The sequence below is a fragment of the Bacteroides pyogenes genome (assembly GCF_014196225.1).
Taxonomy (GTDB): domain Bacteria; phylum Bacteroidota; class Bacteroidia; order Bacteroidales; family Bacteroidaceae; genus Bacteroides; species Bacteroides pyogenes_A.
The window spans coordinates 1-13,138 of sequence record NZ_JACIDI010000020.1; the positions used below are offsets into that span (position 1 = coordinate 1).

At 49.3% G+C, this 13,138-nt stretch carries 8 protein-coding genes; 5 read left to right on the plus strand and 3 right to left on the minus strand.

Annotated elements, in window-relative coordinates; translation table 11 throughout:
* On the minus strand, positions 1 to 269 hold a 269-nt coding region (locus GGR07_RS11725; RefSeq protein WP_183200513.1), incomplete at its 3' end, for a phage integrase SAM-like domain-containing protein.
* 295 nt (positions 270 to 564) lie between these two features.
* On the opposite strand from GGR07_RS11725, the gene GGR07_RS11730 reads away from it, so the two are divergent.
* Genes GGR07_RS11730 through hemG form a run of 4 tightly spaced genes read left to right on the plus strand, consistent with a single transcriptional unit; the run spans position 565 to position 6,648 of the window.
* Positions 565 to 2,631, plus strand: coding sequence for a TonB-dependent receptor (locus GGR07_RS11730; RefSeq protein ID WP_081724053.1), 2,067 nt, complete (start codon positions 565 to 567; stop codon positions 2,629 to 2,631).
* Between the two features lie 11 nt (positions 2,632 to 2,642).
* The gene (locus tag GGR07_RS11735) at positions 2,643 to 3,881 is read left to right on the plus strand and encodes an MFS transporter (protein WP_021645830.1); all 1,239 of its coding nucleotides are present in this window, start codon (positions 2,643 to 2,645) and stop codon (positions 3,879 to 3,881) included.
* On the plus strand, positions 3,878 to 5,242 hold the full coding sequence (hemN, locus tag GGR07_RS11740; RefSeq protein ID WP_039972693.1) for an oxygen-independent coproporphyrinogen III oxidase: 1,365 nt from the start codon (positions 3,878 to 3,880) through the stop codon (positions 5,240 to 5,242). The genes GGR07_RS11735 and hemN overlap by 4 nt, the downstream gene beginning before the upstream one ends.
* Positions 5,243 to 5,256: 14 nt before the next feature.
* A complete protein-coding gene (gene hemG, locus GGR07_RS11745; protein WP_021645827.1) occupies positions 5,257 to 6,648 on the plus strand; it encodes a protoporphyrinogen oxidase in 1,392 nt (463 codons plus the stop codon).
* Positions 6,649 to 6,709: 61 nt separating this feature from the next.
* Here the strand turns inward: hemG and GGR07_RS11750 are convergent, their stop codons facing one another.
* Together GGR07_RS11750 and GGR07_RS11755 are read right to left on the minus strand one after the other, a co-directional pair.
* Positions 6,710 to 7,246 carry a hypothetical protein gene (locus tag GGR07_RS11750; protein WP_021645826.1) on the minus strand — a complete coding sequence of 179 codons (537 nt, stop codon included), beginning with the start codon at positions 7,244 to 7,246 and terminating at the stop codon, positions 6,710 to 6,712.
* A gap of 464 nt (positions 7,247 to 7,710) precedes the next feature.
* Positions 7,711 to 8,649 carry a ribose-phosphate pyrophosphokinase gene (locus tag GGR07_RS11755; protein ID WP_021645825.1) on the minus strand — a complete coding sequence of 313 codons (939 nt, stop codon included), beginning with the start codon at positions 8,647 to 8,649 and terminating at the stop codon, positions 7,711 to 7,713.
* 152 nt (positions 8,650 to 8,801) lie between these two features.
* On the opposite strand from GGR07_RS11755, the gene GGR07_RS11760 reads away from it, so the two are divergent.
* Entirely contained in the window at positions 8,802 to 13,112 is a 4,311-nt protein-coding gene (locus GGR07_RS11760; protein ID WP_081691771.1) for a DUF5113 domain-containing protein, read from the plus strand.
* The last annotated feature ends 26 nt before the right edge of the window (positions 13,113 to 13,138 follow it).

Sequence of the window (13,138 nt, forward strand, 5' to 3'; positions counted from 1 at the left end):
CGGTTGTAGGTAGCCCGTAGCATGCGTATGTATGTGGATATGGTGTTGGAACCGGCTCCCCGACTCAAAAGATAATTTTGGAAGGCATTCAGCCAACAGGTGGTAACGTTTGTAAGAGGGATTTCTTTGCGTCCTCCTTCAAACTCGATGATGCGTCTCAACGTGCTCCGATACACATGTGCGGTGCCGTAGCGTCCTTCTGCATGCAAATGGGATATAAGTTCATGCATAAAACCAATCAAATCGTTTCTTCTCTGTTTCTTTTTCATTGTTTTTTAATGTTGATAATTATTGTTTCTTTCTCTCTCTTTGTTTTACTTGTCATCTTTGTTTTGATAGGTTTTGGATGATGTATGAATAATTATATACAAATATAATATATTTTTGATTACATAATAGATAATATTATATTGAAGACTAATAATTATAGTATATAAGTTTTAGAATATAGAATTTAATTTTATGCGTATGTGTGTGCTAATAATCATTTCAAAATCCTAAGAAATGAGGATTGCGTACAAGGCGGTCAACCTTTAATTTTGCGGGAAATTTGATGAGTATATGATGAAACAGTTTATTTGTTCCGCTCTTTTTTTACTGCCTTTCGGGCTTTCTGCCACCGACCTCGATACCGTAGCAGTCAAGAGGATTGTTTTGGAAGAAGTGACGGTGGTAGGTTTTAAACAAGATAAGTTGAACCGTTCGCCGCTATCGGTTTCTTCCATCAACGGCCGCTTTCTGAGAGAGAATGAGGTGCGGGGAATCAAAGAGTTGAGTGCCATGCTTCCCAACTTTTACATGCCTGATTACGGTTCCAAGCAAGGTTCGCCCATTTACATCCGCGGCGTAGGATCGCGACGCGGTGCCCCTTCGGTAGGATTGTACATAGACGGAGTGCCTCATTTCGAGAATTCGGCTTTCGATGTCGATATGTCGGACATCAGTACGGTGGAAGTGCTTCGCGGCCCGCAGGGAACGCTATACGGGCGCAACACGATAGGCGGAATCATCAACGTTTACACGCGCTCTCCGCTCGACTACCGGAACACTCGGTTCAAAGTCGGATACGGCAGTCGCAATGATGTGCTGCTGATGGCTTCTTCGTATGCCAGACTGAACGACCGGCTGGGATTTTCGGTTACGGGGAATTACCACCGCAACGACGGCGTCTTTACCAATCTGTATACAGGAAAGAAAGCGAACAAGGCAGACGACGTGAGCCTTCGCACGGGAGTGGTATGGAAGCCTGCGGACAAATGGACGGCACGGCTCAGCGCCGCTTACGATTATACCGATCAGGGAGGTTTCCCGTACGGCGCTTACGACGTGAAGACCGAAAAACTCTCTTCGGTGAACTACGACAGTGTCAGCAGTTACCGACGGAATCTGCTGACTTCGGGCTTGAACTTCCGCTATGAAGGGGAGAAATTCAGCTTCAACAGCCAGACGGCTTACCAGTACATCGACGGGAAATTGGGGGTTGATCAGGATTTTACGCCGGAATCTTTATACTTTGCCGATACCCGCCTGAAGCAGAATATGTACAGTCAGGAGTTTACGTTCAAATCGAACAATGAAAGCCGTTATCGCTGGATAGCCGGACTCTTTGCCTTCTATCAAAAGGTGGATAACCGGGTGGAGGTCAGCTTTTTGGCGCAGGGATACAGTACGCCTAAATACTACGATATTCCCACCACCGGCATTGCTTTCTACCATCAGTCCACGTATGACATCTACGCAGGCCTCTCGGCTTCGGTGGGAGTGCGCTACGATTACGAGCATGCTTCGGATCATTACGCAGCCTACAAGCATCCGTTCGGGGGAGAACGGAAAGAAACACAGCGGGTAGACAGCAAGCTTCATTTCAGCCAGCTCACTCCCAAGTTTTCGTTGCAATACATTTTTCCAGCCTCCGGCATGGCGTATGCAAGCGTTTCGAAGGGTTACAAAGCAGGCGGATTCAACGTCACGTTCACGCAGGACGATGAATTTACTTTCAAGCCGGAATATAACTGGAATTACGAGATCGGAGCGAAAGCCGCCTTGTTCGACAGCAGGCTTACCGCCGAGGCAGCCATCTTCTATGTCGACTGGAGAGACCAGCAGTACGATCAGCGGATACCGCGGGGGAATGTCACCCGAAATGCCGGGCATTCCGATAGCAAAGGCTTTGAATGCTCGCTGCAAGGACAGCCGTTGCGGAACTTTGCCGTGCAGGTGAATTATGGTTATACCTACGCCCGTTTCCTTTCTTATCAGCAGAATATGGAAGATGCCAAGACCGATTATTCGGGCAATTTCCTTCCTTTGGTTCCGAGACATACGTTGTCCGTCAATGCCTCCTATACCTTATATAATATAGGACGGATATTCGACCGTTTGTCTTTCAATGCCAATTTTACGGGAGCCGGGCCGCTCTACTGGAACGAGACGAACGACGTGCGGCAAGACTTCTATGGCCTGCTGAATGCCAAGGTCAGCGCATCCAAAGGACGCTTTACTTGCGAGCTATGGGGCAAGAATCTGACGGATACGTTCTATCTGAGTTATTATACACGGCTCAGGGCGGGAGGCTATGCGCAGGGAGGCAAGCCTCGCAGTGCAGGCGTATCGCTCATTGTCGATCTGTAAACAAGGCGCCAATGAGAATGAATCTGACTGTCATGTGCCATTCGCGGAAGAAAGTATTCGGTCTGGGTACTTTCTTCTGCCTGTATATTGCCCAAGCCATCCCGATGAGCTTTTTCTCCACCGCCATACAGGTGATGATGCGTCAGGCGGATTATTCGCTTTCGTCTATTGCGATGCTGCAAATCATCAAGCTGCCGTGGATATTGAAGTTCGTATGGTCGCCGGTGGTCGACCGTCAATGTATTACGGTCGGCGATTACAAGAAATTTATCATTGCTTCCGAAATCGTATATGCCGTGCTGATCCTGTTGGCAGGCCTGCTTCATCTCGAATCCGACTTCTATTTTATTCTGCTGCTTGTCTTTCTTTCCCTCGTGGCCTCCGCCACTCAGGATATAGCGACCGACGCGCTGGCTGTGCTTTCTTTCGGCAAGCAGGATAAAAGCATGGTCAACAGCATGCAGTCGATGGGCAGTTTCGGCGGAACGCTCATCGGGGGAGGAGTGTTGCTGCTCGTGTTGCAGCATTACGGATGGAATGTGGTGCTTCCCTGCCTGAGCGTATTTGTCCTTATCGCCGTCATCCCTTTACTATTAAACAAGAAGATACGTATAGCCCCCAAAGAACTTTCGCGCAGAGCGCGGCTTACCGATTTCATATGGTTCTTTGCCCGCCGCAGCATCTGGCCGCAGATCGGATTTCTTGTGCTCTACTATTCGAGCCTTATCGGCATACTTTCGGTCCTTCGGCCCTATCTGGTGGATCTGGGCTATTCGATGAAAGAGATCGGAGTGCTGAGCGGTGTGTTGGGCACGGCGGCGGCTTTTGTCGTTTCTTTTCTCGCCGGTCTGGCGGTCCGCCGCATCGGTCGGCACAAAGCCCGCTTTCTTTTTGCCGTATTCACGCTTGCCGTTACCGTCTACTTCTGGAGCTTATCGTGGTTTCATCCGTCTACGGCAGCCATCTGCGTCGGCATTGTTTTGCTGTGGAGCGCCTACGGGATGGCAAGCATCGTGGTTTATACCACTTCGATGGATTGTGTGCGTCCGGGGTGCGAAGGGACCGACTTCACCATTCAGACCGTGCTGACCCATTTAAGCGGAATATTGGTCGCCTTGCTGAGCGGCGCGATAGCCGATCGCCTCGGATACCAAGGCTTGTTTTCGGTTGAAGTGGCGCTTGCTCTTGTATCTTTGTTGTATATCCGTTATTTCTTCCGTACCGACTCTTATCAAAAATCAATCGAATGAACTCAAGCATCATAGAAAAATACAATATCCCGGTCCCGAGGTATACGAGTTATCCTCCCGCCAACTACTTCGAATCCTATTCCGGCAGGGAGTATGCGGATGCCGTCAAGCTGTCGAACACAGCCGAAAACAATCATGTTTCGTTTTACCTTCACATTCCTTTCTGCCGTCATCTGTGCCATTATTGCGGATGCAACTCTTTCCCGATGGCTCGTCCCGAGAAAGTGGAAGAATATGTGAAGGCTCTTCACAAAGAAATCGACCTGCTGATTCCGTTGCTCGACAAGAACAGGCTGGTTTCTCAGATTCATTACGGAGGAGGAAGCCCGACTGCCTTGCCGATGCCGTTGATTCGTGAACTGAATGAGCATTTGTTGTCCGGATTCCGTACCATCGAACGTCCCGAAATAGCCATCGAATGTCATCCGGGATACTTGAACCGGGAAGATTGGCGGGAACTTACGCGTTGCGGATTCAACCGATACAGCATAGGCGTGCAGGACTTTAACGAGGCGGTATTGAAAACGGTCAACCGACGTCCTTCTTTGCTGCCGATGGAAGAAATCTTCTCGCTGATTCGTGAAACGGGTGCGCGCATCAACCTCGACCTTCTTTACGGTTTGCCCGGACAAACAGCGGATTCTTTCTCACGTACTGTTTCCAAAGCCATCGGGCTGGCTCCCGACCGTCTGGTCACTTTCAGCTATGCCCACGTTCCCTGGGTGAACAAACGGCAGCTTATTCTCGAGAAGGCGGGACTTCCCGTCGGTGAGGAGAAGAGCCGTATCTTTACGCAGGCAGTTTCGTTGTTGCACGATGCGGGGTACTGCTCCATCGGCATGGATCATTTCGTTCGTCCCGACGACGAACTCCGGGAAGCTTTGGACAATCATCGGCTGCACCGCAATTTTCAGGGATATTGTACCCGCCGGACGACGGCACAGGTGTACGCCTTCGGGGTTACCGGCATCAGCCAGTTGGATACAGCTTACGCACAAAACACGAAAGACATCGGCAGGTATATCGATTCGATGAACCGGAATGAATTTGCCATCGTCAAAGGGTATACATTGAACCGCGAGGAACAGATAACCCGCGAGGTGATCGAGAGTCTGATGTGCAATTACCGGATCGATTGGAACGAACTCGCCGGACGTTTGCACCTTTCTGCCGATGAGGTGAAAGGCGCCACCGCTTACGATGAAGATACGCTTTCGGGATTTGCCGCCGACGGATTGATCGAGTTTGACGAGCGGCAACTGGCAATGACCGTTTCCGGTTCTCCGTTCGTGCGGAACGTAGCAGCCTCGCTCGACAGGCTGATGCTGCATTCCACCCGGTCTTTTTCCAAACCTATTTAATTCTCTGTCAAGTTATGAATGATATACATACATCTTCGACACGTCGTCGTGAAATTGTGGTAATCGGAGCCGGGCTGACCGGCCTGACCATCGCTTACGAACTCGCACGTAAAAATAAAGACGTGGAGGTACTCGAGCAGCAAGACCGCATTGGCGGACAGATACGGACGTATACCGAAAACGGGTTTACGTTCGAGAGCGGCCCGAACACGGGGGTGGTTTCTTATCCCGAAGTAGCCGAACTGTTCGAAAGCCTGTCGCCTGAATGCCGGCTGGAGACGGCTTGTGAAGATTCCAAAAGAAGGTTGATCTGGAAAAAAGGAAAGTTCCGCCCGTTGCCTTCGGGGCTTCTGTCGGCTGTTTGCACGCCTTTGTTCAGTTTCAAAGACAAGCTTCGGATATTGGGCGAGCCGTTTCGTCCGAAAGGAACCGATCCCGACGAACCGGTCGGGCTGCTTGCCCGTCGCCGTCTGGGAAACTCTTTTCTGCACTATGCCGTCGATCCGTTTTTATCGGGCGTATATGCGGGAGATCCCATGAGGCTGGTCACCCGTTATGCCCTTCCGAAACTGTACAATCTGGAGCAGAATCACGGAAGTTTCATACGGGGAGCGATAGCCAAAGCCAAAGCGCCCAAGACGGAGCGTGACAGGTTGGCTACGAAGAAAGTGTTTTCGGCGCGGGGAGGATTCGGTCATTTGGTTCAGACGTTGGGACGGGCGATTGGAAACGACCGGATAACCTTGTCTGTGAAAGGGGTGACGGTAGAGCCTGCCGCGCAAGGTTGGAGAGTCTCTTTTCTGTCGGCTGCCGGAGAGAAGCAGTGCATCGATTGCGAGAAAGTGGTGACTACCGTCGGAGCGTACGCGTTGCCGCAGATTCTGCCGTTCGTGGAAAAAGAAGACATGGACAAGATTGCCGCCCTTCATTATGCGCCCATCATGCAAATTGCTGTCGGTCTGCATGACACAGGCGGAAAGAAGCATCCGGCTTTCGGCGGACTTGTTCCTTCGTGCGAGAAGAAAGATGTGTTGGGCATATTGTTTCCTTCTTCTTGCTTTGACGGCCGCGCTCCTGAAGGAGGCATGCTGTTTTCTTATTTTGTGGGAGGGGTGAGACATCCGGAATATCTGGATAAAACCGATGAGGAGATCGAGCAGATGGTAAGGGAGACGCTGCATTCCATGCTCGGTTATCCCGAAGATGTTCGGCCCGATCTTGTGCGCATCTTCCGTCACCGCCGGGCCATCCCGCAATACGATGTCGGCAGTGGCGCCCGTTTCGAAATCATCGATAAGTTGCAACGTGCTTATCCGGGACTTATATTGGCGGGAAATATCAAAGGAGGAATCGGTATGGCCGACCGCATTCGCCAAGCCGTGGGCGTAGCCGCCGGATTGTCTTGATGCGCTTCAAGCATACGCTTCCCCGCTCAGGCGCGGCATGGCGCATCGTCTCCGAATTGTCTCAATACCCCATGTTGGTTCCCTGCCGCACCTCGAGCCGGACGCCGAAATGCCCGTTCGCCGACTTGAGCTCGAAAGCTCCTTGAAATTTGTTCCTTTCCCAGGGAAGCGCGTTGCGGTCGGGCACTCTCCATCCTTTGGAATTATAATTCCCGTACGTGTTTATCCGCATACCGTTCTTTAGTTTGAAACTGCCCATTTGCAGATAGTCGGACGACGGGGAGAAGCTGCCGTATCTTCCTGTCAGCCCGGAAGAAAAAGGAGAAAATGCGCTGCTGAATCCTTGTGTATAGCTGGCATCGTTATTCAGAAAAAACAGTTTGTTGTAGTCTTTCGTAAGATTCGAAGGCATCTCCTGCATTTGTTTGGGGAGGGTAGGAGGAAGCACGCTCATCAATCCCATATCCAGCAGAAAGCCTCCGAACTCTTTGATGTTTGCCGAAGGAGAACGGCGCAGCGTATCGGAAGGAAATTCCGTTTGTGCGGAAAGATACACCGCCGGACATAACAAGACAAAGAATAGAATCAGCTTTTTCATTCCGGTAAAGATTGGTTTCACGCAAAGGTAGAAATTTTATGCGATAAACTTTGCTTCCTGATCAGCGGGTTGACAAGTTTTATCGACCTTTGCCGGTTTTTCAGATTTCCCTGCCTTTCGAATCAGCCCGCTTGCAAATAAAACGGAGAGAGGGCAACCGGAAGTGCCGGTTTGCGGGAGAAAGAGACAATGCCGTCGCTTTATGAAGAAGTAAACGAGCGTCAACTCGTAATAAAAATAAGTATTAACTGAGTCAACCGACTTTGAGAATAAGCCGTAAAGTGGTCAACTAAAAACATTAAACCACATGTGCTTTATGAAGAAGTAAATGGAAGAAAAGTTTCCCCGGTGGGAAACAAAAGTTTCATGCTGATGAAACAAAAGTTTCCCCGGTGGGAAACAAAAGTTTCATCGGCATGAAACAAATGAAACATCACGATGATTGTTCCGGTTTGCGCGTCCGGTCAGATGATGTATTGCGAACTGATGGATTCGTTGTTTACCACTCTTTTAATCGTTTCGGCAAACATGTCGGCGATGCTCAGCTGTTTTACTTTCACGCATTTCTTGGAATAAGGAATACTGTCGGTGAAGACCATTTCAGATAAGCCCGATTCCTGGACGCGGAATGACGCCGGATCGGACATTACACAGTGGCTGGCAATGGCGCGCACGGATTTGGCTCCGGCTTCCAGCATGATGTTCGCCGCTTTTGTAATCGTTCCGGCAGTATCTACGATATCGTCTACCAAAACCACATTCTTGTTTTCCACATCGCCGATAATCTGCATGGAAGCCACCTCATTGGCTTTTTCGCGCGATTTGTTGCACAGCACCAGGGGAACTCCCAGATATTTGGAGAATGTGCTGGCACGCTTCGAACCTCCTACGTCGGGCGTGGCAATCACCAAATCTTCCAGTTCCAGCGATTCGATGTACGGCAGGAATACGGCCGAAGCGTAAAGGTGATCGACCGGAATATTGAAGAACCCTTGAATCTGGTCTGCGTGCAAATCCATCGTGATCAAGCGGTCGATTCCCGCTACCGAAAGCAGATCGGCCACCAGTTTCGCGCCGATAGATACGCGCGGTTTGTCTTTTCTGTCCTGACGCGCCCATCCGAAGTACGGGATGACTGCTATGATGCTTTTGGCGGATGCCCGCTTGGCGGCGTCGATCATCAGGAGGAGCTCCATTAAGTTGTCGGAATTGGGGAAAGTGGATTGAACAAGAAATACGTGTGCTCCGCGAATAGATTCTTCGTAAGATACCGCAAATTCGCCGTCGGCGAAATGGGTGATGTTCATTTTTCCCAAAGGACAATTAAGGCTTGCGCAGATTTTTTCTGCCAGATATCTCGAGTTTGTTCCCGAAAATATCATAAAAGGTTCTTTTTCGCTCATTGTATAATGGTTGTTACCTGTTTGTTAATTTCCTTGCAAAGGTAGGAATTTCTATTATCATTTTGAAAGACTTATTGTAGAAAAAAACGATTTCTCTCCAACTTATCGGAAATATTTGTAGATTTGCTTTTTGAAAATAGACAACGGATGAAATGGCCCCGCGTTTTTCTGTATATATCATAACAGGCGTATTGTTTTTCGCCTCTTTCTTTTCGTGTACCGACATGGTGCCGACGAAAGAGGTGAGCCTCATCGATTCGTTGAATGGGAAAGCTTACGCTTTTCGTTACCGCAGTCTGGACTCTTCCTATCAATATGCCGACTATGCTTACCGGGAAGTAAAATTTTATAATTCGGGGAAAGCGGAGGCTTGCAACAATCTGGGGTTTTGCGCTTTCATGAGGATGGACTTCGACCGCGCCGAAGCGCTTCATAAAGAAGTGTATAAACTGACCAAAAACGAACTGGAACTGCTCATTGCCGACATCGGATTGATGAAGATCTATCAGCGGAAGGCCATGAACAAAGAGTTCTATGATTACCGCAACAGCGCTTTGCGGCGGATGAAGCGCGTCCGTGAAGACAGCGACCTGTTTACCGGACGCCATGAAAGACTTCGTATGAATTATGCTTTCTCAGAATTTCACATTGTTTCTTCCATTTATTATTATTATCTCCAACAGCGTCGGGAAGCATGGGCCTCGCTCGGACAAATCACGGAAGAAGAGATGCGGAATGATACGAGCCAGCTGTTATATTATCACTATATAAAAGGATCGGCTTCGCTTACCGAAGGCAGAACACCCGACGAGCAGAAACTGAATGAGTTCGACGAACTGTACCTGACTTGGCGTTTGTCGGTTCAGAGCAACCGGATTTATTTTGAAGGCAATGGGTTGCAGGGACTTGCCAATCTGATGATTCCTTCCGGCAATATAGATTTCTTCGGAAGCCGGAGAATGCATGCGCTGAATCAGCTCGGATATCCGCACGATTCGCTTCTCCCTTTGCGGCTGGCTCAGCTTTCCTTGCAGAAGTTTCGTGCGTACGATGACTTGTACCAGATAGCGGGAGCCTATGTCACCATCGGCAGGTACCTGAATGTGCACGGGCATTATGCGGAAGCCTTGGATACCTTGTCGAAAGCGTTGGAGTGCGTGAACCGGCACCATTACCGATACTATCATTCGAGCGATATGCCGGATAAACTGCTTCCTTATGCCGAACGGGATACGACTTGGGAGATGGGTGCGGCATGGATTGGGAAGAATAAGACAAAGACCGTTCCGGAATGGATAGCGCGTATCAGGGAGCAATTAAGCGTTTCGTATGCCGGGTTGGGACAAAAGGCCGCTTCCGATTACAACCGGAATATTTATCTGGATATACTTAATTATACCCGTCAGGATAAAGAATTGGAGAGCCGATATCTTTCGCTGGAAGCCGGTTCGAGACAGGTGACGCTGGTTCTTCTTTTGGTAATCTCCGGACTGGTATTGGTTATTATTTTATGGTGGTTCTTCAATAAACGTTCCAAAGTAACCAATCTTGCGGAGATAGAACGTCTGCAACGGGTGCTTTCCCTTTGTAAGGATATTACGTCTTCCATACCGATGGACGTACCGTTGATTCAGAAAGGAATCGATCAACTGTTCGGAGAAGGCAGGATGGCTTTGGAAATACCGGAAGACGGGAAAGCGGCATTGGTTCCGTCGGGTCGTTTAAGCCGCGATGAAAGGGCATTGGTGCATGTATTGCAGCCTTATATCGAATGGGCGGTGGACAATGAGCAGATGGTTGCGGTGTTGAGCGATGAACGCAGCCAATTGGAAAAGCAACGGTATATTTACGAACAGCACATTGCCGGAAATAAACGCCGGAATCTGGAAAAGAAGGCTTGTATGGCCATCGTGAACGGTATAACTCCCTACATCGACCGTATTTTGAACGAGGTTCACAAGTTGACCGGCAAGGGATATATCAATAATGAAAAGATAAAAAAAGAGAAGTATCAGTATATCGATGAACTGGTGACTACCATCAATGAATATAACGATATACTTGCCTTGTGGATCAAGATGAAGCAGGGATCGCTCAGCCTCAATATCGAAACATTCGGGCTCGATGAACTTTTTGAGTTGGTGGGAAAGGGGCGCAGAGCCTTCGAGATGAAAAAGCAGAAACTGGAGATAGAGCCTACCGACTTTATGGTGAAAGCCGACCGGGCGTTGACGCTTTTCATGATCAATACGCTGGCCGAGAACGCTCGAAAGTACACTCCGGAGGGGGGACATGTGAAGATTTACGCAAAGGCGGCGGACGAGTATGTGGAGATTTCGGTTGAAGACAACGGAAGAGGGCTTTCGGCGGAAGACGTTGCCCACATCATCGGTGAAAAGGTGTATGATTCTCGCAGCATAGGCATGAAAGATGCGGCCGATCCTGAAGAACTGAAAGAAAACAAGGGGAGCGGGTTCGGACTGATGAATTGCAAGGGAATTATCGAGAAATACAAAAAAACGAACGAACTGTTCCGGGTTTGCTTGTTTGACGTGGAAAGTGAGCCGGGTAAAGGAAGCCGTTTTTATTTCCGGTTGCCTCTGGGAGTGCGAAAGGCGCTGGGAATATTGCTTTGCATGTTGGTTCCCTTCGCATTTGCGTCGTGCGTGCATGAATCTCATCCGGCAAATCCGCAAACGGATACCGTGATGCCCCATATTGCCGACTCCGTTTACGAAGAGTTGCTGGACGAGGCTTCCGATTATGCCAATGCTGCCTACTTTGCCAATGTGGATAAAAAGTACGAGACGGCTTTGCAATATATAGACTCTGCGATGACCCTGCTCAATACTCATTACAAGAGGTATTCGCGGAGCGCCCGTCCGCATCGGTACATGACGTTGGAAGGCGAGGGGACCGCAGCGGAGATTGTCTGGTGGAACGAACTTTTCGATTCCGACTACCATGTTATTCTCGACATACGCAATGAAGCGGCTGTCGCTTTTCTGGCTTTGAAACGGATCAATGCCTATCGTTACAACAACGCCGCATTTACCGACCTGTATAAGTTGCAGGGGGAGGATAAAAGTCTGGAAGGCTATTGCAGGCAATTGGAACGGTCGAACAATAACAAAATCGTGGGTATTATCCTTTGCATCGTTTTGCTGATCGTCTCTCTCGTCGGCTATTATTTCCTATATTTAAGAAAGCGGCTGCAGAACAGGTTGAATCTGGAGCAAGTGCTCGAGATCAATCAGAAAGTTTTCGCGGCTTCTTTGATTCGGCCCAAGGAGAACTCCGAAGCGCTTCAACGGGAAGAAGACACGCTTCGGGAGATTCCGCAAAGCATTGTGGATAAGTCGTTCAGAGCGGTGAACGAACTGCTTTCGATCGACAGGATGGGAATTGCCGTATACAATGAGAGCACACATCAGTTGGAGTATGCTTCACATCCCCGCGGGGAAATGCCGGAATTGGTGGAGCAGTGTTTCGACGTTCGCAGGTATCTTTATCAGGAGAACCGCCGGGCCTTGCCTTTGATGGTGGAGGCGGGAGGAGAGCATCAGTGCGTGGGAGTCTTCTATCTGGAACGAAGAGAAGGAACAGAACAGGAGACCGATCATCTGCTTCTCGAGCTTATCGCCCGCTATGTGGCTATTGTCGTATTCAACGCGGTAGTAAAACTGGCTACCAAGTACAGGGATATCGAGTCGGCGCATGAGGAAGCCCGGCGCGCTTCATGGGAAGACAGCATGCTTCATGTGCAGAATATGGTGCTCGACAATTGTTTGTCGACGATTAAGCACGAGACGGTGTATTATCCCAATAAGATCAAGCAAATCATCGGACGGCTTCATTGGCAGAATCTTCCTGCGGATGAAGAGAAAGAGGCTGTGGAAACCATTACCGAATTGATTGAATACTATAAGGGCATTTTTACGATATTGAGTTCGTGCGCGTCGCGGCAACTGGAGGAGGTGACTTTCAGGAGAAGCACGGTTGAGGTGCGGGAACTTCTGGACGCTGCCGCGAAATATTTCCGGAAAGTATCGAAGAACCTGAAAGAGAAAATCGAGTTTGTTACGGTATCCGCCGAAGCAAAAGTGCTGGGTGATGTCAATCAGCTTCGCTTCTTGCTGGAAAACCTGATTGACGAAGCGCTCACAGTACGCAGCGAAGGAGTGATTCGTTTGGAGGTTCGCGTGGAAGACGAGTTTGTTCGTTTTCTTTTCACCGATACCCGCCGCGAAAAGAGCGTAGACGAACTGAACAGGCTTTTCTATCCCGATTTGGAGCGTATGACGTCCGGAAGCAAAGGCGAGCTGCAAGGAACGGAATATCTGGTCTGCAAACAGATTATCCGCGATCATGACGAGTTTGCCGGACGCAGAGGATGCCGCATCAATGCGGAGCCTGCCGAAGAGGGCGGGTTTACCGTTTACTTTACTGTTCCCCGCAAATAAAAGAAACACACATAAAAAGTTATTTG